Origin of the sequence: Aurantimonas sp. DM33-3 (genome assembly GCF_014334315.1) — a bacterium.
GTDB classification, from domain to species: Bacteria; Pseudomonadota; Alphaproteobacteria; order Rhizobiales; family Rhizobiaceae; genus Aurantimonas; species Aurantimonas coralicida.
On sequence record NZ_JACSGS010000018.1, the window covers coordinates 77,319 to 97,657 of the forward strand.

The window sequence follows — 20,339 nt, forward strand, 5'->3', positions numbered from 1 at the left end:
TCCTTTCTTCAGATGGTGGCGGCGCAGCGGGACAGGATGTCGAGATAACCCTCGACGTTCCAGGCCGACCGCCCGATGAACAGCCCGTCGATATGGGGACAGGCAATGAGTTCGGCGCAATTGCCGGGATTGACGCTGCCGCCGTAGAGGCATGGCAGCCGGCGTCCGGTGATCTCCTCGGTCGCCGCGATGATGCGCGCCTGGCGTTCGTCGGCATAGTCGGGCGCGGCGGGCGTGCCGCTCTCGCCGATGGCCCAGACCGGCTCGTAGGCGAACAGGATCGGGGCGGCCATCTGGGCCTCGGAGAGCTTCGACAGGGCGCCCTCCACCTCGCGCCGCAGCACCGCGTCGGCACGGCCCGAGGCCTTGTCCTCGGCGCTCTCGCCAATGCAGATCAGCGGGAGCAGGCCGTGGCGGATGGCGGCCTCGGTCTTCAGCCCGACCGTCTCGTCGGTCTCGCCGAAATGCGCGCGGCGCTCCGAATGGCCGAGCTCGACCATGTCGGCCCCGCAATCGGTGAGCATCGGCGCGGAGATCTCGCCGGTCCAGGCGCCCTCGTCCGCCCAGTGCATGTTCTGGGCGCCGACCTTGACGTCGGTGCCCGTGAGGATCACCTTCACCTCGCGCAGGGCGGTGAAGGGCGGAATGACGAAACGCTGGATGCGATCGTCGCCGGGTGCCTCTGCGAGCGTCTCGGCGAAATGCCGTGCCGCGCCCAGCGTCTTGTTCATCTTCCAGCTCGTGCCGATCCAGACTTGCGGTGCTTCGGCCATCACGCGTCTTCCTCTGCCAGATACAATCGAATGCCGTCCTCTTCGAGCGCGGCGGCCTTTTCGCGGGGCAGGGCCTGCGACGTCACCACCCCGTCGAAGACGCCGAGATCGGTAAACAGATGCAGGGCGGTGCGCCCGAACTTGAAATGATCGACCATCAGATAGCTCTCAGCCGACGAGGCGATCATCCGCCGCTTGACCGCCAGCACCTCCTGGTCCTGGTGGAACGCCGTTCGGCCCTCGATCGAGGAGCTCGACAGCAGCACCACATCGGCCCGCAGCGAGGCCAGCGCCGTTTCCGTCACCACGCCGAAGAAGCCGTTGAACTTCTTCGAATAATTCCCGCCCAGCGCAATCAGTTCGATCCCCGCTTCGCCGGCAAGGCCCGCGATCACCGCCATGTTGTTGGTCACCACGGTCAGCGGCCGCTTCTCGCGCAGGAACGGCACCAAGCTCCCCGCCGTCGAGCCGTCGTCAACCATGACGCACATGCCGGGCTGGACGAAATCCGCCGCCCGCGCCGCGATGGCCCGCTTTTCCGCCGCGGCCATGCGCGCCCGGTAGCGGAAATCGCTCTCGAACTGGCCGCTGGCCTCGATCGTCGCGCCGCCGCGGGTGCGGCGCAGGAGACCGTCCGCCTCCAGTTCGTCGAGATCGCGGTGGATGGTCATCTTCGAGACGCCGAAATGCAGCGCCAGGCGATCCAGCGTCGCCGCGCCTTCCTCGACGAGGATATCGACGATGCCGCGCCTGCGATCGTCCCGTTTCACGATGACCTTCCCTTCCCGGCCGACCATGCCGGCTCAGTCTCGATGTAACAGCCCGCGGGAAATTCGCAACACACCCCGTGTGATTTTGTTATGTTCGATTGTGGCGCGGTGGGGTCGTGGCGCCATGACATAGCCGGGTCAGCGATCGCCACCGCGGCCGAACCCGCCGGCATCCCGGCGGATGCTTGGCAGGCGGCCGGCCTTCGGCGTAGAACCGCAGCAATCCGGACCGTGTGCCCCTGGCGCAGCCGGATCGGCCGACCCCCGCGCCCTTTCCGACGGCGCATGATGGACCTCGAGGAGCGTATCGCCATGACCATGTCCCTGCCCGCCAAGGTCCGCATCGTCGAGGTCGGCCCCCGCGACGGCCTGCAGAACGAGCCGAAATACCTGCCGACCGACCAGAAGATCGAACTCGTGCGGCGCCTGGCGGCGGCCGGCCTGACCGAGATCGAGGTGACGTCCTTCACCCATCCCAAATGGATCCCGAACCTCGCCGACGCGGAAGAGGTGACCCGCGCCGTCGCCGACCTGCCGGTCACGCCCTTTGCGCTGATCCCCAACCGCCGCGGTCTCGACCGGGCGATGGCCGCCGGGGCCAAGGGCGTGACGCTGGTGGTCTCTGTGACCGACGCCCACAACACCGCCAATCTCAACCGCACCACCGAAGCCTCGGTCACCGAATTGCTGGAGCTGGAGGCAGAGGCCCGGCAGGCCGGCCTGAAGACCCGCGTCTCTTTGTCGGTGGTGTTCGGCTGTCCCTTCGACGGCGCCGTCGCGCCGGAGCATGTCGCCGAGATCGCCAGCCGCTTCGTCGAGGCCGGGGCGCCGCGCATCGGGCTTTGCGACACGATCGGCGTCGCCAATCCGGCGCAGGTCCATGCCCTGTCGACGCTGATGCTGACCCGGTTCCCCGACACCGAGTTCGAGCTGCATCTCCACGACACGCGCGGCCAGGCGCTGGCCAACACGCTGGCCGGCCTGCAGGCGGGCATCCGGTCCTTCGACGCGGCAGTGGGGGGCCTTGGCGGCTGTCCCTACGCGCCGGGCGCGACCGGCAATTCGGCGACCGAGGACGTAGTGGCGATGCTGCATGCCATGGACGTGGCGACCGGCGTCGATCCGGCGGGCCTCCTCGACGCGGCGACCCTTCTCGCCGACTGGCGCGACACGCCGCTGGACAGCGCCGCCTGGCGGATCGCCCGGTCCGGCGGCGAAGCCTGCGGGACGCCGGAGGCCCGCGCCAGCGCCTGAGCATTTGCCGGAGATGGATTTGACGGCCGAGCGAATGGCCGCCTCAGGCCGTCAGGCGTCCTCGGTCAGCCGTGATCGTTCCGGGCAGGCCGCATCGGCGCCGTAGAGCACGACGCGGTTGCGGCCGGCCTGCTTGGCCAGATAGAGCGCCTCGTCGGCGCGTTTCTGCAATTGTTGCGGCGTGACGTCGCCGTCGCCCGGCTCCAATGCCGCGACACCGATGCTGATCGTCACCTGGGGCGAGACCTGCGACCCCGGATTGGCAAGCCCGGCATCGGCGATGCTGCGACGGATCCGCTCGGCGGTGGCGAGTGCCGCCTGCGTATCGACGCCGCGCAGGAGCACCAGGAACTCCTCGCCGCCATAACGGGCAACCTTGTCCCCGTCCCGCCGCACGCAATCGCCGATGAGCTTCGCCACTTCGATCAGGCAGCGATCGCCCTCGCCATGGCCGAGGCGGTCGTTGAGGTTCTTGAAGTCGTCGATGTCGCACATCAGCAGGGCGCCGGACACGCGGCTTCGCGGAGCACTCCACAGCGCGTCGAGGATCTCCGTCATCCAGCGCCGGTTGGCCACGCCGGTTAGCGGATCGGTCCGGGCGAGTTCCTCGAGCCGGTCGTTCGCGGCGGCGAGTTCCGCCACGCGGGTCTTGTCGCGCAGGTCGAGCAAAAACGCCTTCTGGGCCAGAAGCGTCATGCTGCGCCGGGCCACCACGGTCGCGCCGATGCCGCAGGCGAAGAACAGCGTCCACGCCAGGGCACTGCCGGTTCCCAGATCCGGATTGCGGAGCTGGAAGATGCAGTAGAGGCAGACGGTGATGGCCGCGATCGCCGCCGTCCAGCGCAGCGGGATGCCGAAAATGATGATGGCCGAGATCGCCACCACCATCATGATGTTCAGATAGCGTTCGTGATAGCCGCCGCCCGCCGCCTCGCCGATCAGCGCGACGCCCAGGAGGATGACTCCCATCCCGACGACCAGGGCGACGCGCTGCAGGCGCTGGGCGCGGGGCTTGCGCCAGATCAGGAAGACCGCGATGGCCACCGGTGACAGGACCGCGCCGGGCACGAGCATCGACAGGGTCACCGCCGGCGGCAGCGTCAACCAGGACAGCGTCAGCATCAGGACGTTGAGGAGAGCCACCCAGATCATCCAGGCCCGGATGATCTTGGCGGACTGGGACCAGATGCGATCGCGGAAGAGCTTGCCGATCTCGCCGTCCAGGCGGATGTCGCGCGTCCGCATGGCTAGCAATTGCTCGACATCGGTGATCACGGGCCGCGAGCCGTAGAACCGGACGCGCGCAAGCGGGCCGGATCGTCGCTTCGGAACGGACGCGGGCGGAACGGTCATGCGCGGCACATTGGTGATGTCTCCTGCGCCGAGCTTCGCAGACAAGCGTAAAAGCAAGATTGCCATATCATACCGGATCAGCCTCTTTGCCGGCCCGCCTGGGGGTGATCGGCGCCGGGGGACATTGCGCCGATTGACGGGCCGTCGCCGCTCGCCCATCGTCGCCCGCATGACCACGATCCTCGACCTCACCGGGCTGAAATGCCCGCTTCCGGCGCTGAAGACCCGCAAGGCGCTCGCCGGCATCGCGCCGGGCGGGCTCTTGGAAGTGCGCTGCACCGATCCGCTGGCGGTGATCGACATTCCCAATCTGGTCGCCGAGATGGGCTACCGGCTCGCGGCCACCGAACGCGAGGGCGAGCGCAGCGTCTTCGTGATCGAGAAATCGGCCCCGACCGCCGCCGCATGACCGGCTTTGCCGAGCGCCGTCGCGCCCCGGTGGGCAGCAAGGGATGGCATCGTCCAGCGCCCCATGAAGACCGTAAAAGCCGCCTGCGATAAAGACGGGAACTTGTCCCGTTGCCGATCGTAAGGACGCCGGGCTAGCGTCACTGCAACGGTCGTCTCCCGGCTTCCTGCCCCTCCCAAAGGCAGCGGGGCCGGGGCGACCGGGTCCAGTTTTCCCGCGGTCCCGGAACGGAGGCCGATCCGCGGGTCATCCGTCCATCGCCGGTTGCGACGGCCCGGTCAGACGGGCACGGACAGGCGCGCCACGGATCAGCGGGCGACGGGAAAAACACGGCTCGCGGGGACGGGTCGGCATGGCGTATGGTCGGCCGCCCCTGAGGGCCGCCGAGACAGACGCAGACGGGGCCAGCCCCGCCGGGAGGAAAGATGAGACGACTGACCCTGACGGCGCTCGCCGCCACGCTCGCTCTGTCGGCGAGCCCCGCCTTTGCCTACAAGATCTTCGTGTCGAACGAGAAGGGCAACGACATCACGGTGCTCGACTCGGCCGATTTCGCCGTCGTCGACACCTTCGAGGTCGGCCAGCGGCCGCGCGGCATCGCCGTCAGCCCCGACGGCAAGCATCTCTATGTCTGCGCCAGCGACAGCGACACGATCCAGGTCTACGACACCGAGACCTACGAATTCATCCGCACCCTGCCGTCGGGCCCCGACCCGGAGCTCCTGGTCGTTTCGGCGACCGGCGACCGGCTCTATGCGGCCAATGAGGACGACAATCTCGTGACCGTCATCGATCTGGAAACCGGCGCGCGGCTGGCCGAGATCCCGGTCGGCGTCGAGCCGGAAGGCATGGGGATCTCGCCCGACGGCTCGATCATCGTGAACACCTCCGAAACCACCAACATGGCGCATTTCATCGATCGGGAGACCCATCGCATCGTCGCCAATGTGCTGGTGGATTCGCGGCCGCGCTTCGCCCAGTACAAGAGCGACGGCTCGGAGGTCTGGGTGACCGCCGAGATCGGCGGCACGGTCAGCGTGATTGATGCCGACACCAAGGAGATCAAGAAGAAGATCACCTTCGAGATCCCCGGCATCCGCTCCGAGGCGATCCAGCCGGTGGGCGTGCGGATCACCGACGACGGCTCCAAGGCCTATGTGGCGCTCGGACCCGCCAACCGGATCGCGGTGATCGACGGCAACACCTACGAGGTGCTGGACTATCTGCTGGTCGGCCAGCGGGTGTGGCAGCTCGCCTTCTCGCCGGACCAGACGCATCTGTTCACCACCAACGGCATTTCCAACGACATCTCGATCATCGACGTGGCCGCCGACAAGGTCATCAAGTCGGTACAGGTGGGACGCGAGCCCTGGGGCGTGGCCGTGGCGGGAGACGAATAGCCGGCCGCGCGTCGCGGGGAGGATCTGAAGGGCTGCGTCCGGCAGCCGTGTTTTGGGGAGAGAGAGAATGAAACCAGTCTGGCTATCGCTGATGGCGGCCTTCCTGGCCTTTGCGCCGGCGACCGTCGCCGCCGCGCAGGACAGTGGCAATGCATCCGTCACCGCCGATGACGACGACGACGATGATGATGACGACGATGACGACGATGACGACGCCCATGGCGGCGCCATGGTGCCGCCGGCCAGCGAACTGGAGATGATGCCGGGCTCGGAAATGATGCCCGCCAGCGCCCTCAACGGCGACCAGATCGGCCTGCCGCCGCTGTCGCTCTCCTCGCAGATCATCACGCCCCTGACGATCGGCTCCAGTGACGATCCCTATGCGGTCAGCGCCAAGGATTTCGTCCTGCGCGCCGGCCAGCCCTATCGCTGGGACATCGTCTCGGATGGCGGCGTCGAGTACAAGTTCCATGCTCCGGCCTTCTTCCGGAGCGTCTGGAACAACCAGATCGTCATCGAGGATCGCGAGATCCACATGAACGGCGCGCCGGCCTGGCTGGAATTCGACGCCAAGGGCCCGATCACCGTGCAGTTCCAGACCATCCGTCCGGGCCGCTACGACTGGTATGTCGAGGGGCTGGACGAGAAGGAAGGCATGAAGGGCACGATCACGGTCGTTCCCTGATCCGCACCTTGGTGAACGATCACGGGCAGCCCGCCCCGCCGGACCGGCGGGCGGGTTGCCGGTGTTTTGTCGGGTGTTTTCTCACAGTCCTCGCGGTAAGGTCGGGCGGGCGCACAGATTGCAACGGATGACGATGGTTTCAGCCACCAAGCCGCATGAGCCAGGGGTCGCTGCCCTTTCCGTCGCCCATGTCAGCCATGCCTATGGCGCCCGCAAGGCGCTCGACGACGTGTCCTTCACGGTGCCGCAGGGCTCCTTCACCGCGCTGCTCGGCCCCAATGGCGCCGGCAAGTCGACGCTGTTCTCGCTGGTGACGCGCCTGTTCAACGTGCGCGAGGGCCGGATCGACATTCTCGGCTGGCCGCTCGACCGCCATCCCGGCGAGGCGCTGCGCCGGCTGGGCGTGGTGTTCCAGGCCCGCACCCTCGATCTGGAACTGTCGATCGGCCAGAACCTGACCTATCACGCCGCGCTGCACGGCATGTCCCGCGCCGCCGCCCGGCAGCGCATCGCGGAGATCCTGCAGGGCTCGGAGCTGATCGACCGGCTCGGCGACAAGGCCCGCAGCCTGTCCGGCGGCCAGCTGCGCCGCGTCGAGATCGTGCGCGCCTTCATGCATCGGCCCCGCCTGATCCTGCTCGACGAGCCGACGGTCGGGCTCGACATCCGCTCGCGCGCCGAGATCGTGGCGGAGGTCCGCCGGCTCGTCGCCGACGAGGGCGTCAGCGTCCTGTGGGCGACGCATCTGATCGACGAGATCGACGAAAGCGACCGGGTCGTCGTTCTGCATCACGGCAAGGTGCTGGCCGAAGGCCCGGTGCCCGACGTCGTAGCGGCGGAAAGCGCCGGCTCGATCCGCGACGCCTTCTCGCGGCTCACCGGGCTGGCGACGCCGAAGGTGGAACCGGAGACGATGCCATGAGCGCCACGCCCGACATGGCCGGCCGCGAGCCGGCCCGCGGCTTTCCCCTCGCGGCCTATGCGATCTGCCTGCGCGGCATCGTCGGGCGCGAGGCGCTGCGTTTCCTGCACCAGCGCGAGCGCTTCGTCTCGGCCCTGGTGCGACCGCTGCTGTGGCTGTTCATCTTCGCCGCCGGCTTCCGGCAGGTGCTCGGCGTGTCGATCACCGCGCCCTACCAGACCTATATTCTCTACGAGGTCTACATCACGCCGGGGCTGGTCGGCATGATCCTCCTGTTCAACGGCATGCAATCGTCGCTCTCGATGGTCTACGACCGCGAGACCGGGACGATGAAGACGCTCTTGGTGTCGCCACTGCCGCGCTGGTTCCTGCTGGTCGCCAAGCTCGGCGCCGGCGTCGCCGTCGGCATCCTGCAGGTCTACGTCTTCTTCGCCATCGCCTGGTTCTGGGAGGTGCAGCCGCACTGGTCGGGCTATCTCTACGTGCTGCCGGCGCTGATCATCAGCGGCCTGATGCTCGGCTCGCTGGGCATGCTGCTGTCGTCGCTGGTGCAGCAGCTGGAGAATTTCGCCGGGGTGATGAACTTCGTGATCTTCCCGATGTATTTCGCCTCCTCGGCGCTCTACCCGCTGTGGCGGGTGCAGGAATCGAGCCCGCTGCTCTACCAGATCTGCCTGTTCAACCCGTTCACCCACGCCGTCGAGCTGGTGCGCTTCGCGCTGTACGGCCAGCTCAACGCCCCGGCGCTGGCGATCGTCGTCGGCTGCACGATCGTCTTCCTCGGCGGCGCGATCATCTCCTACGACCCACAGCGCGGGCTGATCAGCCGCAAGCGCCAGCAATAGGCAGCAACCGGCGGCCGCCGATGCCGGGCCGCCATTGCGCGCCGCGATAAAAAGGAGGATCCCCATGTTCGTCCGTCTCACCGCCCGCCACTTCGCGATTGCCACCGTGTCGCTGCTGGCCCTCGCGACCGCCATCGGTGCCGGCACCGCAGCAGCGCAGGACGGCGCATCGCCGCGCGCCGTGCCAGAGGGCTTCGTCGTGCCCGGCCCCGCCCCCACCAATGCCCCGCCGGCCGCTGCAGCGTCGCCGGAGGGAAGCGCCGCGGAGACGGACGGGGAGCCGGCAGCCGGCGACGGCGCGCCGGCCGATCCGATGAGCTTTGCGCGCGGCGGCGAAAAGGGCACCACCGACTGGCCCTGCGTCCAGCGCCGGGTGGAATCGATCACTCCGGCGCAGATCTGGGCGGGACCCGATCTCGCCTTGGCCGACACGGTCGAACGGACAGCCGAGATGCGGGCGCTGATCGACCGGGTGGTGGCCCGGCGCCTGCCGCTGGAGGAGGCCGAAGCGCTGGTCCGGGCGCATGTCGCCGACCTGCCGGAGGCCGAGCGCGAGGCCGCCGCCACGGCGCTGTTCGTCGACATGCTGGCGCGACTGAACAACGAGCGCAGCGAGGTGATGGGCGGCATCGAGCGTTACGGCGCCAAGCAGAAGGCGCTGGCGGCCAAGCTGCGGGCGCAGTCGGCCGACTTCGCCGAGGTGCAGCGCGACCCCGCATCCAGCAACAACGACATCGAGAACGCCCGGCAGGCGCTGCTGTGGGACACGCGCATCTTCAACGAGCGCCGGGAGTCGCTGACCTATGTCTGCGAGGTGCCGATCCTGATCGAACAGCGCGCCTTCGGCCTGGCGCGGGCCATCGCCGGCGCGCTGTAGGGCTGCACGTCCCGACGAAGGTCGCGGCCGTCAGGCCGCGATCATGTCGGATTCCGGGGTCTTGGCGCCGGTCATCAGCGCCACGGCGTCGTTCATCGAGGCGGTCTTCGGGTCGATGACGCAGAGCCGCTTGCCGAGACGGTGGACATGGATCCGGTCGGCGACCTCGAAGACATGCGGCATGTTGTGCGAGATCAAAACGATCGGCATGCCGCGCGAGCGCACGTCCTGGATCAGCTCCAGCACCTTGCGCGATTCCTTGACGCCGAGGGCCGCCGTCGGCTCGTCGAGGATCAGCACCTTTGAGCCGAAGGCCGCGGCGCGCGCCACCGCGACGCCCTGGCGCTGGCCGCCCGACAGGGTCTCGACCGCCTGGCCGATGTTCTGGATGGTCATCAGGCCGAGTTCGGAGAGCTTGTCGCGGGCGATCCGCTCCATGGCGGTGCGGTCGAGCATCCGCAGATATTTGCCCATGAAACCCGGTTTGCGGATCTCGCGGCCGAGGAACATGTTGTCGGCGATCGACAGCGCCGGCGACAGAGCAAGGTTCTGGTACACCGTCTCGATGCCGGCATCGCGCGCCTGCATGGGCGAGGTGAAGCGCACCGGCTCGCCGTTCAGGCGGATCTCGCCCTCGTCGATGCTGACGGCGCCGGAGATCGCCTTGATCAGCGAGGACTTGCCGGCGCCGTTGTCGCCGATCACGGCGAGGATCTCGCCGGGATAGAGATCGAAATCGGCGTGATCGAGGGCGGTGACGCGGCCGTAGTTCTTGACGATGCCGCGGGCCGAGAGGACGGGTGTCTGGGACGTGCTCATGCGGAGACCTTCCTGATCCACTGGTCGATCGCGACCGCGAGAATGATCAGCCAGCCCGTGGCGAAGAGCTGCCACAGGACGTCGACGCCGGCGAGGCGCAGGCCGGAATTGAAGACGCCGACGATCAGGGCGCCGATCATCGGTCCGATGATCGAGCCACGTCCGCCGAAGAGCGAGATGCCGCCGATCACCACGGCGGTGATGGATTCCAGATTGGCCTCGAAGAAGGAGGTCGGGCTGACCGAGCCGACGCGGCCGATCGAGGCCCAGGCCGCCAGGGCGCAGATGAAGCCCGAGACCATGTAAACCGAGATCAGCGTCCGGTCGGTGCGGATGCCCGACAGTTCCGCCGCTTCCTTGTCGTCGCCGATGGCGTAGACATGCCGGCCCCAGGCGGTGCGGTTGAGGACGAACCAGAGCACGACGAAGATCACGACCATCAGGACGACGCCCCAGGTCAGGACCGCGCCGCCGATGTTGAAGCGCTCGCCGAACAGCTTCAGCAGCGGGGCCTCGGCATCCAGCGTCTGGCTGCGGATCGTCTCGCGATTGGAGAAATAATAGTTCAGCGCCAGGAAGACGTTCCAGGTGCCGAGGGTGGTGATGAAGGGCGGCAGCCGCACCTTGGTCACCAGGATGCCGTTCAGAAGGCCGGTCAGCGTGCCGACAACGAAGCCGGAGAGGATGGCCAGCGGCACCGGCAGCCCGGCCTCGACGCTGAGCCGTCCCATGATCACCGAGATCATCACCATCACCGCGGCGACCGACAGGTCGATGCCGGCGGTCAGGATGACGAGGCTCTGGGCGGCGGCGAGAATGCCGACGATCGCCACCTGCTGCATGATCAGCGACAGGTTGAAGGCGGAGAAGAAATTGTTGGAGACCACGCCGAAGACGGCGACCGACAGGAGCAGCACGATCACCGGCACCATGGTCGGTGCGCCGTGAAGGAAATGCTGGGCCGCGTCGAGCGGGCCGCGCGAGCGGCGCTCGAAGGCGGCGACCGTTACGTCGCTGTCCTTCAGGGAGGATTCGAAATCCGCTCCCCGGCTGGTCGGTTCACTCATGTCGTCTCACTCCGGTCGGCCCTGCCATGCCCCTGCATCGGGCCGGCTCGGCGAAGGTGGAAGCGGGTTTGCAGGGATGGAAAGGGGCGGCCCGAAGGCCGCCCGTTCGTCCATCATCCCCAGCAGCGATCGAGGCCTTCCGCCACGCTGATCGACTCCACACCGTCCACCGGTGCGTCGGTCACCAGGTTGACGCCGGTGTCGAAGAAGTCGAGCCCTTCGGTCGGCTGCGGCACGGTGCCGTCCTTGGCATACTGGGCGATCGCCTCGATGCCCTTGGCTGCCATGTCCAGCGGATATTGCTGGGAGGTGGCGCCGATGACGCCCTCTTCGACGTTCTTGACGCCCGGGCAGCCGCCGTCGACGGAAACGATCAGGACGTTCTCCTCCATGCCGAAGGATTTCAGCGCCTCATAGGCGCCGGCCGCGGCCGGTTCGTTGATCGTGTAGACGACGTTGATGCCCGAATCCTTCTGGAGCAGGCTCTCCATCGCGGTGCGGCCGCCTTCCTCGTTGCCGGCGGTCACGTCGTGGCCGACGATGCGCGGGTCGTCCTCGTCGCCGATCGTCGCCTCGTCCTTCACGTCGACGCCGAAGCCCTTGAGGAAGCCCTGGTCACGCAGGACGTCGACCGACGGCGCGGCCGGCGAAAGGTCGAGCAGCGCGATCTTGGCGTCGGCGGCCTTGTTGCCCATCGTCGCCTTGGCCCACTGGCCGATCAGCAGGCCGGCCTTGAAATTGTCGGTAGCGAAGGTCGCGTCGGCCGCGTCGATCGGCTCCAGCGGCGTGTCGAGGGCGATCACCAGAACGCCGTTGTCACGAGCCCGCTTGACCACGTCGGTGATCGCCTTGGTGTCAGAAGCCGCGATCAGGATGCCCTTGGCGCCGGCCGCGATGCAGCTCTCGACCGCCTGGACCTGGGTCTCGTGGTCGCCATCGACCTTGCCGGCATAGCTGGACAGCTCGATGCCGAGTTCCTCGGCCTTGGCCGTGGCGCCTTCCTTCATCTTGACGAAGAACGGGTTGATGTCGGTCTTGGTGATCAGGCAGGCGCTGGTCTTGGCGTCCTGCGCGGCGGCCGGCGTGGCGGCCGGCGTGGCGAGGGCCGCGAGGCCGACAATGGCGGTGGATGCGAGTAGCGTGCGGAATGTCACGTTGAGAACCTCCCAGAACCGTCGGCCGTCCGGCCGACATTGACGCGCCGTGAAACGCGGCGGGCCAGCCTCCTCGCCAGCCCGATCCACCCTACGAAACACCAAGCCGGAAACGCTGTCAACGATAATAAATCACGTTGATTTATTTATTGACGGCGGCATGGATCGATGCAACGCTCCGGCCGTTGCGCGCCATGTCGGGATATGGGTCGCCGTACGGTCGCGTCGACCGGGCGGCGCCATCGCAGCGCACGCAGGGAGGATGCATGGACCCCCAGGCCGACGGCGTTCCCGCCGACTTTCCGCCGATCTCCGGCCGCATGCGGGGATCCAACCAGTCCGGGCTGCGCGCCCATAACGAGCGCACCGTCCTCAGCCTGATCCGCCAGCACGGCGAACTCGCCAAGGCCGAGATCGCCCGCCGCACCGGCCTTTCGGCGCAGACTGCATCGGTCATCATGCGGGCGCTCGAGGCGGAGGAACTGGTGCTGCGGGAGATGCCGCGGCGCGGCCGGGTCGGCCAGCCTTCGATCCCGATGCGGCTCAATCCCTCCGGGGCCTTCGCCTTCGGCCTGAAGATCGGCCGCCGCTCGGTCGAACTCGTGCTGATGGATTTCCTCGGCGTGGTGCGGGCGCGCGAACGGTTGACCTATGCCTACCCGGACGTCGACCTCGTCCTCGATTTCGTGCGCGCGGCGCAGCCGCGGGTCGCCAGCGCGATCGACGCCCGGCTGCGCCTGCGGATCGTCGGCCTCGGCGTCGCCATGCCCTACGAAATGTGGTCCTGGGCCGAGGAGATCGGCGCGCCGGCCGAACGCATGGACGCCTGGCGCCGGGTCGACATCGTCGCCGAGCTCGCCGCGATCACCGGCCTGCCGGTCAACCTGGCCAATGACGCGACGGCGGCCTGCGCCGCCGAGAACGTCTTCGGCGCAACGACGTCGCTGGACTATGTCTATTTCTTCGTCGGCGCCTTTGTCGGCGGCGGGATCGTCATGGGCGGCGACCTCGTCACCGGACGCACCGGCAATGCCGGCGCGCTGGGCTCGATGCCGGTGCCGCGCGCCGCCCGCGAGGGGGTGGCCGGCGTCCGGCTGGACGGCTTCGAACAGCTGATCAACTTCGCCTCGATCCATGTCCTGGAGAAGATGATCGCGGCCGAGGGCGGCGATCCGCTGGTCCTGTGGAAGGATGCCGGCGCTTGGGACGAACTCGGCACCGTCCTCGACCACTGGCTGGGCATCGCCGCGCGCGGCCTCGCCTATGCCATCGTCTCCGCCAGCGCGGTCTATGATTTCGAATGCGCGGTGATCGACGGCGGCTTTCCCGAGAACGTGCGGGCACGGCTGGTCGAGGCGACCCGGCGGGCCATGGTGCGGCTCAGGCGCCAGGGCCTGACGCCCCTCGACATCCGCGCCGGGACGATGGGCGCCGGCGCCCGCGAGATCGGCTCGGCGAGCCTGCCGTTCTTTGCGAGGTTCCTGCTCGACCACCGGGGGCTGTCCGCCGAGGCAGCGTGAGGGCGGCAATACGAGTCACGGGGAAATTGATCGGCCGGACGCGTCGCAACCTTGCCTCAATGCGCCATGATGATAGACACGTCAGCAGGGAATACCCCCTGCCCTCGGAGGAGCGCGAGCCGGTTCGCTCCCGCATCTCTCCTCGTTTCCCCGCCAGCCGCCCGATCCGCGATCGGTCGATGGCGCTCGGTCGGCGAGGGCACCCCAGCTTGGATACTCCTTGACCTCCACCGATACGGTCGGCACCGCAGCCGACGCCAAGACCATCTCCTGGACCAAAGCGCTTGCACGGTACCGCAAGCCGGATACCGCGCGCAGCGTCTGGGAGATCGCCGTCACCGCCATTCCCTTCGTCGCCCTGTGGGCCCTGACCGCCGTCGCGGTCACCCACGGCCACTGGTGGGGGCTGATCCTCACCGTGCCGGCCGCCGGCTTCCTGGTGCGGCTGTTCATGCTGCAGCACGATTGCGGCCATGGCTCGCTGTTCGCCCGCCGCGCGGTCAACGACTGGACCGGCCGGGTCATCGGCGTCGTCACCTTCACGCCCTACGACTACTGGCGCCGCACCCATGCCGTGCACCACGCCACCACCGGCAATCTCGACCAGCGCGGCATCGGCGACGTCGATACGCTGACCGTCGCCGAATACAACGCCCTGACCAAATGGGGCCGCATCCGCTACCGGCTCTACCGCCACCCGGCGGTGATGTTCGGCCTCGGGCCCGCATGGCTGTTCATCTGCCAGTACCGCCTGCCGGTCGGCCTGATGCGCGCCGGCGTGCAGCCCTGGACCTCGACGCTCGCCACCAATCTCGGCATTGCCATCCCGGCGGCGCTGCTGATCTGGGCGATGGGCCTCGTGCCCTTCCTGGCGGTGCAGCTGCCGATCACCCTGATGGCCGCGACGGCCGGCGTCTGGCTGTTCTACGTGCAGCACCAGTTCGAGGAGACCCATTGGTCGGAGAGCGACGAGTGGAAGTTCCAGCACGCCGCGCTGCACGGCTCGTCGCATTACGACCTGCCGCCGGTGCTGCGCTGGTTCACCGGCAATATCGGCATCCATCACGTGCATCACCTGTCGAGCACGGTGCCGTTCTACCGCCTGCCGGAGGTGCTGCGCGAATTTCCCGAACTGCACGGGCTCGGCCGCATCACCATTCGCCAGAGCTTCAACTGCGTGAAGCTGGTCCTGTGGGACGAGAGCGCCCGCCGGCTGGTGTCGTTCCGCGATGCAGCCAAGTCGCTCGGCGCACGGCTCGAACCTGCCCCCGCCACCGCGGCCTGAGACGTATAGATGGCAGCGGCGCGTTCGAGGGACGCGCCGCTGCCCGACTTATCTGCCTGCTGCCTTTTGCCCGGCCGCGCCTAGGCGCCGCCCTGCCAGGCTTTCACCGCGTCCAGCGGCCACAGCAGCATCAGGACATTGAGGGTGAGATTGTCGCGGATCATCCAGCCGACGAAGATCTCAAGCCCCACGGCGATCGTCACGGTCAGCCAGATCGGCAGCCGGCTCGCCAGCCAGAACCCCAGCACCATGAAGCCGATGTCGGCCACCGAGTTCAGGACGCTGTCGCCGTAATAGTCGAGGGCAATCGTCGCCTCGCGGTAGCGCTGGATCACCGCATCGGTGTTCTCGGCGATCTCCCAGGCGCATTCGACCACCAGGGCCAGGATCAGCCGCGTGCCGAAGCTGGCCCGCCGCAGGACCAGCCAGCCGGCGAAGAAGAACAGGAAGCCGTGGATCAGGTGCGACGGCGAGTACCAGTCGGACAGATGCTGGGAATTTTCCGAACTGACCACGACGCCGTGCCACAGCTTGATCGTGCCGCATTCGCAGATCGGCGTGCGGCCCATGGCCAGCAGGATCGCCGCCGTGGCGACGACGATCGCCAGCGCGGCCAGTCCCTCGATCCAGCCGATCCTGTTCAGTCTCTCGGTCATCGACGCCCCTCGCGCAAAAAGGCCGGCGCTGGCGCCGGCCCTGTCCCCATAGCGCGGCGGGCGGGACGCGCCTACTGCATCTCGGTGATGCGGCCTTCGGTGAAGGGCGCATAGGCGGCGTTGTCGCCGGCGAGATACTCGACCACCACCTCTTCCAGCGCCGGGCCGAAATCATAGGCCTCGGTGCCCTTCTCGGCGAAGACGCCATAGCCATCGCCGCCGCCGCGCATGAAATTGTTGGAGACGACGAGATAGGTCTTCTCCGGATCGAGCGGCACGTAGCCCTCGCCCTCGCGGATCTCGACCGAGCGGATGCGGTCCTCGCCCGGCGTGCCGGCCCGCGACCAGCTGTATCTGAGCCCCGCCACCTGCGGGAAGCGGCCGCCGCCCTCCTCGACCTCGGAGACGCCGTTCTCGAGCGCCTCCTTGATGTCGGCGCCGGTCAGCTTGAAGGTCGACAGCGTGTTCTGGAAGGGCAGCACCGTCAGCACGTCGCCCATGGTGATCTCGCCGGCGTCGATCGAGGCGCGCAGGCCGCCGCCATTGACGATGGCGACCGCCGTGCCCTGATCGGCGACACGGGCCAGCATGGCGTCGGCGACGAAATTGCCCATCTCGCATTCCTGCGCCCGGCAGGTGTCGCGCGACCCGTCGATGGGGTCCTCGGTGCGGCCGACGACCTTCTCGCGGATTTCCTGCAGGGGCTTGGCCAGTTCCTCGATGCGCGTCTTGAGATCGCTGTCCTCGGCGATCTCGCCATCCATGATCACCGGATTGCCGACCGCGGCGGTGACCACGCCGGAATCGTCGAAGGTCACCGTCAGCTCGCCGAGATACTTGCCATAGGCGTAGGCCTGGACGATCGGCACGTCGACGCCATCCGGGTTCGGCACCATGGTCGGATAGGGACCGGCGGCCTTCTCGTCGGTGTTGGACAAGAGCGTGTTGGAGTGGCCGCCGACGATGACGTCGATGCCGCTGACGGCCGCGGCGATGCGCTGGTCGACGGCGTAGCCGGAATGGCTGAGGAGCACGATCTTGGTGACCCCCTCGCCGGTCAGCCGGTCGACCTCGGCGCGGACCGCCTCGATGGGATCGGAAAAGCGCACATTGGGGCCGGCGCTCGACAATTCACCGGTGTCGGCCGGCGTCACACCGATCAGGCCGATCGTCTCGCCGTCCTTCTCGATCACCGCCGAGGGCTTCAGCGTGTCGGCGAGTTCCGGCTCGGCCGAGATGTCGGCATTGGCGAGCAGGATCGGGAACTCGACCTCTTCCATGAAGGCCCGCAGCACCTTCGGACCGTCGTCGAATTCGTGGTTGCCGACGGTCATCGCGTCATAGCCGAGCGCGTTCATCATCTCGGCCGCGGCCTTGCCCTTGTAGCGGGTGTAGAACAGCGTGCCCTGGAACTGGTCGCCGCCATCGACGAGCAGCGTGTTGGGATGGGCCTCGCGCGCCGCGCGGATGCCCGACAGGAGCCGCGCCGACCCGCCGAAGCACTTGGCTTCCGCCAGTTCGTCGGCCGAACAGGTGGAATCGTATTTGTTGATCGGCTCGATCCGGCTGTGCATGTCGTTGGTGTGCAGGATCGTCAGCGTGTAATCGGCGAGTGCCGGACCCGCCATTGCCGCCGTCAGCGCGATCGCCGCGACCCCTGTCAGTAGCCTCATGTCACATCTCTTTCGCTGGGGGATGCCAGGATCCCGAGGTAGGCCGGGCGGATCGCAGGGCGTGCCGCGCATCCGTGATGATTGGCAGAGGAGAGGCGGTTTGAACAGGGTCGCGGATAGGCTCCGCAGCCGCTTCCCCGACCTCTGGGGCACGGACCTCGCCACAATTGATTGACTGATCAATCAACATCATTATCTTTACGGCATGACCCAGTTGAAAACGCCCCGCCTCGGCCGTGGCGGAATCGAGACCGAGCGTCGCCAGGCGCTGATCGGTGCCGTGATCGGCGCCGTCGAGCAGGCCGGCTCGATCGAAGTGACCATGGCCGACATCGCGGCGCGGGCCGGCGTCTCGCCCGCCCTCGCCCACCATTATTTCGGCGCCAAGGACGATCTGCTGATCGCCGCCATGCGCCAGCTGCTGCGCGAGTTCCGCGCCGAGGTCACCCGGCGGCTGATCGCATCGCGCACGCCGCGCGAGCGCGTCTCGGCGGTGATCGAGGCGGCCTTCGACGAAAGCCAGTTCCGCCGCGAGGCGATCAGCGCCTGGCTGGTCTTCTACGTCTATGCCCGGCGCTCCTCGGAAGCGGCGCGCCTGCTGCGCGTCTATTTCCGGCGGCTGGAGACCAATCTCATCTCGGGCCTGGAGCCACTGGTCGGCCCCGTCGCCGCGGTCTCCGTCGCCGCGGCCGCCGGCGCCATGATCGACGGTGTCTGGCTGCGCCAGGCCCTGACACCCCTCACCGCGCCCGATCGCGCCGCCGCCGTGCGGATGATCGAGCGGGTCATCGACGCGGAGATCGCCCCATGAAGACCCTCGACGAAGCCGACTACGTCGTCGTCGGCTCCGGCTCGGCCGGTTCGGCGCTGGCCTACCGCCTGTCGGAATCCGGCCGCTACGACGTCGTCGTGGTCGAGGCCGGCGGCACGGATGCGGGACCCTTCATCCAGATGCCGGGCGCGCTGTCCTTCCCGATGAACATGGCGCGCTACGACTGGGGCTACCGGGCCGAGCCGGAAGAGACGCTGGCCGGCCGCCGGCTGGCGACGCCTCGCGGCCGCGTCATCGGCGGCTCGTCCTCGATCAACGGCATGGTCTATGTGCGCGGCCACGCCAGAGATTTCGACCATTGGGCCGAGAGCGGCGCGGCAGGCTGGGGCTACGGCGACGTCCTGCCCTATTTCAAGCGGATGGAGTGCTTCGAGGGCGGCGGCACCGAGCCCCGCGCCGACGGGCTGCCGGCCGGCGATCCGGCCTGGCGCGGCATGTCCGGCCCGCTCAACGTCCAGCGCGGCGCCATGGAGAACCCGCTCTACGGCGCCTTCATCGAGGCCGGCAGACAGGCCGGCTATCCGCTGACCGACGACTATAACGGCGAAAAGCCGGAGGGCTTCGGCCCGATGCAGCAGACGATCTGGCGCGGCCGGCGCTGGTCGGCCGCCAACGCCTATCTGCGCCCCGCCATGGCCCGCGGCAATTGCCGGCTGGTGCATGGCAATGTCGCGCGCATCGCCTTCGAGGGCACCCGCGCCATCGGCGTCGAGATCGGCCGGCGGGGCCGGCGCACCGGCATCGTGCGGGCCCGGCGCGAGGTGGTGCTGGCCGCCGGTGCCATCAATTCCCCGACCATCCTCATGCATTCGGGCATCGGCGATCCGGCGGACCTGTCGCGCGTCGGCATCCGCACCCGGGTGACGCGGCCCGGCGTCGGTCAGAACCTGCAGGACCATCTGGAGGTCTATATCCAGCAATCCTGCACCCAGCCGATCACCCTCAACGGCTATCTGCACCTCTTCGCGAAGGGCCGCGTCGGGCTGGAATGGATGCTGATGCACACCGGTTACGGCGCCACCAACCATTTCGAGGCGGCGGGCTTCATCCGTTCGGCACCGGGGATCGAATATCCCGACATCCAGTATCATTTCCTGCCCGGTGCGATCCGCTATGACGGCCAGGCCGCGGCCCCCGGCCACGGCTTCCAGGCCCATGTGGGGCCGATGCGCTCCAAGTCGCGCGGCCGGATCCGGCTGAAGAGCGACGATCCGGGCGCCGCGCCCTCGATCCGCTTCAACTACATGACGCATCCGGACGACTTTCCCGAGTTTCGCCAGGCGATCCGGCTGACCCGCGAGCTCTTCGCCCAGGCCGCCTTCGACGATTTTCGCGGGCCGGAAATCCAGCCCGGCGCGGCGGTGCAGAGCGATGCCGAACTCGACGCCTTTATCGCCGAACATGCCGAGAGCGCCTATCATCCCTGCGGCACCTGCCGCCTCGGCGCGCCGGACGATCCGGACGCGGTGGTCGACCCGGCCTGCCGGGTCATCGGCACCGAGAACCTGCGGCTGGCCGATTCCTCGATCTTCCCGCGCATCCCCTACGGCAATCTCAACGGCCCCTCCATCATGGTCGGCGAGAAGGCCGCCGACCACATTCTGGGCGACGGCATGCTGGCCCCCGAGCCCGACAAGCAGCCCTGGATCGACCCCCACTGGCGCGAACGCCAGCGGTAGGGCGGTCGGCCGGCGCGCAATGTGCGTGCGGGGCGTGCCGGCAAGGCCGTGACCTCTAACAAGGTCGTCGTCGAGGGTGGGGTGCGCGTGTTTGACGTGGTGCGGGTGGCAGCGTCGAGCTGCTGCCAACCTCGCCGGAAGAGCGCCTTCATCAATCAAGGTCGTCATCCTCGGGCTTGACCCGAGGACCCATGCCGTGACCGGTGACGCATCACTAATCTCCGACGGAGTGGGCACCGAACCGCCGAGGAATGGGTCCTCGGGTCAAGCCCGAGCAACTGTGTGAGTATGCGTCAAGGGGTGGCTGGGCGCGGCTGATATTCTCCGGTTCGGATTGCCACGTTGAGCGTGACGAGGAGCTTGCGG

General features: G+C 68.0%; 19 protein-coding genes. 11 read left to right on the forward strand and 8 right to left on the reverse strand.

What is annotated here, in order from left to right:
* Positions 1 to 8: 8 nt before the first annotated feature.
* Positions 9 to 773: a triose-phosphate isomerase gene (locus H9Q09_RS19380; protein ID WP_187392401.1), complete on the reverse strand. Its 765-nt coding sequence runs from the start codon at positions 771 to 773 to the stop codon at positions 9 to 11.
* Complete coding sequence (locus H9Q09_RS19385) at positions 773 to 1,543, reverse strand: DeoR/GlpR family DNA-binding transcription regulator (protein ID WP_187392402.1); 771 nt, start codon at positions 1,541 to 1,543, stop codon at positions 773 to 775. Before H9Q09_RS19385 ends, H9Q09_RS19380 begins: the two co-directional genes overlap by 1 nt.
* 285 nt (positions 1,544 to 1,828) lie before the next feature.
* Here H9Q09_RS19385 and H9Q09_RS19390 point away from each other — a divergent pair, with 285 nt between their 5' ends.
* A complete protein-coding gene (locus H9Q09_RS19390; RefSeq protein WP_187392403.1) occupies positions 1,829 to 2,797 on the forward strand; it encodes a hydroxymethylglutaryl-CoA lyase in 969 nt (322 codons plus the stop codon).
* A gap of 51 nt (positions 2,798 to 2,848) precedes the next feature.
* Here the strand turns inward: H9Q09_RS19390 and H9Q09_RS19395 are convergent, their stop codons facing one another.
* A complete protein-coding gene (locus H9Q09_RS19395) occupies positions 2,849 to 4,216 on the reverse strand; it encodes a diguanylate cyclase (RefSeq protein ID WP_210315437.1) in 1,368 nt (455 codons plus the stop codon).
* Positions 4,217 to 4,319: 103 nt separating this feature from the next.
* Here H9Q09_RS19395 and H9Q09_RS19400 point away from each other — a divergent pair, with 103 nt between their 5' ends.
* From H9Q09_RS19400 to H9Q09_RS19425, 6 genes are all read left to right on the forward strand, one after another.
* Positions 4,320 to 4,559, forward strand: coding sequence for a sulfurtransferase TusA family protein (locus tag H9Q09_RS19400; protein ID WP_187392414.1), 240 nt, complete (start codon positions 4,320 to 4,322; stop codon positions 4,557 to 4,559).
* 425 nt (positions 4,560 to 4,984) lie between these two features.
* Positions 4,985 to 5,959 (forward strand): YVTN family beta-propeller repeat protein, encoded by a 975-nt coding sequence (locus H9Q09_RS19405; RefSeq protein WP_187392404.1) that lies wholly within the window; start codon positions 4,985 to 4,987, stop codon positions 5,957 to 5,959.
* A gap of 67 nt (positions 5,960 to 6,026) precedes the next feature.
* Positions 6,027 to 6,644: a hypothetical protein gene (locus H9Q09_RS19410; RefSeq protein WP_246716240.1), complete on the forward strand. Its 618-nt coding sequence runs from the start codon at positions 6,027 to 6,029 to the stop codon at positions 6,642 to 6,644.
* Between the two features lie 127 nt (positions 6,645 to 6,771).
* The gene (locus H9Q09_RS19415) at positions 6,772 to 7,566 is read left to right on the forward strand and encodes an ABC transporter ATP-binding protein (protein ID WP_246716241.1); all 795 of its coding nucleotides are present in this window, start codon (positions 6,772 to 6,774) and stop codon (positions 7,564 to 7,566) included.
* A gap of 14 nt (positions 7,567 to 7,580) precedes the next feature.
* Complete coding sequence (locus H9Q09_RS19420) at positions 7,581 to 8,411, forward strand: ABC transporter permease (RefSeq protein ID WP_035694996.1); 831 nt, start codon at positions 7,581 to 7,583, stop codon at positions 8,409 to 8,411.
* A 64-nt stretch (positions 8,412 to 8,475) separates the two neighbouring features.
* Complete coding sequence (locus H9Q09_RS19425) at positions 8,476 to 9,288, forward strand: hypothetical protein (RefSeq protein ID WP_187392406.1); 813 nt, start codon at positions 8,476 to 8,478, stop codon at positions 9,286 to 9,288.
* 30 nt (positions 9,289 to 9,318) lie between these two features.
* On the opposite strand, the gene H9Q09_RS19430 is transcribed toward H9Q09_RS19425, so the two are convergent.
* The 3 genes from H9Q09_RS19430 to H9Q09_RS19440 form a co-directional block, all read right to left on the reverse strand.
* Positions 9,319 to 10,107, reverse strand: a complete 789-nt coding sequence (locus tag H9Q09_RS19430) for an ATP-binding cassette domain-containing protein (RefSeq protein ID WP_024350947.1) — start codon at positions 10,105 to 10,107, stop codon at positions 9,319 to 9,321.
* On the reverse strand, positions 10,104 to 11,174 hold the full coding sequence (locus H9Q09_RS19435; protein ID WP_187392407.1) for an ABC transporter permease: 1,071 nt from the start codon (positions 11,172 to 11,174) through the stop codon (positions 10,104 to 10,106). The genes H9Q09_RS19430 and H9Q09_RS19435 overlap by 4 nt, the downstream gene beginning before the upstream one ends.
* Before the next feature lie 113 nt (positions 11,175 to 11,287).
* The gene (locus tag H9Q09_RS19440; RefSeq protein WP_348646335.1) at positions 11,288 to 12,295 is read right to left on the reverse strand and encodes a sugar ABC transporter substrate-binding protein; all 1,008 of its coding nucleotides are present in this window, start codon (positions 12,293 to 12,295) and stop codon (positions 11,288 to 11,290) included.
* A gap of 299 nt (positions 12,296 to 12,594) precedes the next feature.
* Here H9Q09_RS19440 and H9Q09_RS19445 point away from each other — a divergent pair, with 299 nt between their 5' ends.
* On the forward strand, positions 12,595 to 13,848 hold the full coding sequence (locus tag H9Q09_RS19445; RefSeq protein ID WP_187392409.1) for an ROK family transcriptional regulator: 1,254 nt from the start codon (positions 12,595 to 12,597) through the stop codon (positions 13,846 to 13,848).
* 220 nt (positions 13,849 to 14,068) lie between these two features.
* A complete protein-coding gene (locus H9Q09_RS19450) occupies positions 14,069 to 15,133 on the forward strand; it encodes a fatty acid desaturase (protein ID WP_024350950.1) in 1,065 nt (354 codons plus the stop codon).
* A gap of 80 nt (positions 15,134 to 15,213) precedes the next feature.
* On the opposite strand, the gene H9Q09_RS19455 is transcribed toward H9Q09_RS19450, so the two are convergent.
* Positions 15,214 to 15,789 carry a DUF2585 domain-containing protein gene (locus tag H9Q09_RS19455; protein WP_187392410.1) on the reverse strand — a complete coding sequence of 192 codons (576 nt, stop codon included), beginning with the start codon at positions 15,787 to 15,789 and terminating at the stop codon, positions 15,214 to 15,216.
* A gap of 71 nt (positions 15,790 to 15,860) precedes the next feature.
* Positions 15,861 to 17,462, reverse strand: coding sequence for a bifunctional metallophosphatase/5'-nucleotidase (locus H9Q09_RS19460; protein WP_187392411.1), 1,602 nt, complete (start codon positions 17,460 to 17,462; stop codon positions 15,861 to 15,863).
* Positions 17,463 to 17,676: 214 nt separating this feature from the next.
* On the opposite strand from H9Q09_RS19460, the gene betI reads away from it, so the two are divergent.
* Together betI and betA are read left to right on the forward strand one after the other, a co-directional pair.
* The gene (betI, locus tag H9Q09_RS19465; RefSeq protein ID WP_230787013.1) at positions 17,677 to 18,273 is read left to right on the forward strand and encodes a transcriptional regulator BetI; all 597 of its coding nucleotides are present in this window, start codon (positions 17,677 to 17,679) and stop codon (positions 18,271 to 18,273) included.
* Positions 18,270 to 19,973 (forward strand): choline dehydrogenase, encoded by a 1,704-nt coding sequence (gene betA / locus H9Q09_RS19470; RefSeq protein WP_210315438.1) that lies wholly within the window; start codon positions 18,270 to 18,272, stop codon positions 19,971 to 19,973. Before betI ends, betA begins: the two co-directional genes overlap by 4 nt.
* Positions 19,974 to 20,339 lie beyond the last annotated feature (366 nt).

Bases quoted from the DNA above. Each gene is read 5' to 3' on its own strand.
- H9Q09_RS19380 (WP_187392401.1), bottom strand. From the start codon at position 773: ATGGCCGAAGCACCGCAAGTCTGGATCGGCACGAGCTGGAAGATGAAC.
- H9Q09_RS19390 (WP_187392403.1), top strand. From the start codon at position 1,829: ATGATGGACCTCGAGGAGCGTATCGCCATGACCATGTCCCTGCCCGCC.
- H9Q09_RS19395 (WP_210315437.1), bottom strand. From the start codon at position 4,216: ATGGCAATCTTGCTTTTACGCTTGTCTGCGAAGCTCGGCGCAGGAGAC.
- H9Q09_RS19400 (WP_187392414.1), top strand. From the start codon at position 4,320: ATGACCACGATCCTCGACCTCACCGGGCTGAAATGCCCGCTTCCGGCG.
- H9Q09_RS19405 (WP_187392404.1), top strand. From the start codon at position 4,985: ATGAGACGACTGACCCTGACGGCGCTCGCCGCCACGCTCGCTCTGTCG.
- H9Q09_RS19410 (WP_246716240.1), top strand. From the start codon at position 6,027: ATGAAACCAGTCTGGCTATCGCTGATGGCGGCCTTCCTGGCCTTTGCG.
- H9Q09_RS19415 (WP_246716241.1), top strand. From the start codon at position 6,772: ATGACGATGGTTTCAGCCACCAAGCCGCATGAGCCAGGGGTCGCTGCC.
- H9Q09_RS19420 (WP_035694996.1), top strand. From the start codon at position 7,581: ATGGCCGGCCGCGAGCCGGCCCGCGGCTTTCCCCTCGCGGCCTATGCG.
- H9Q09_RS19425 (WP_187392406.1), top strand. From the start codon at position 8,476: ATGTTCGTCCGTCTCACCGCCCGCCACTTCGCGATTGCCACCGTGTCG.
- H9Q09_RS19430 (WP_024350947.1), bottom strand. From the start codon at position 10,107: ATGAGCACGTCCCAGACACCCGTCCTCTCGGCCCGCGGCATCGTCAAG.
- H9Q09_RS19435 (WP_187392407.1), bottom strand. From the start codon at position 11,174: ATGAGTGAACCGACCAGCCGGGGAGCGGATTTCGAATCCTCCCTGAAG.
- H9Q09_RS19445 (WP_187392409.1), top strand. From the start codon at position 12,595: ATGGACCCCCAGGCCGACGGCGTTCCCGCCGACTTTCCGCCGATCTCC.
- H9Q09_RS19455 (WP_187392410.1), bottom strand. From the start codon at position 15,789: ATGACCGAGAGACTGAACAGGATCGGCTGGATCGAGGGACTGGCCGCG.
- H9Q09_RS19460 (WP_187392411.1), bottom strand. From the start codon at position 17,462: ATGAGGCTACTGACAGGGGTCGCGGCGATCGCGCTGACGGCGGCAATG.
- betA (WP_210315438.1), top strand. From the start codon at position 18,270: ATGAAGACCCTCGACGAAGCCGACTACGTCGTCGTCGGCTCCGGCTCG.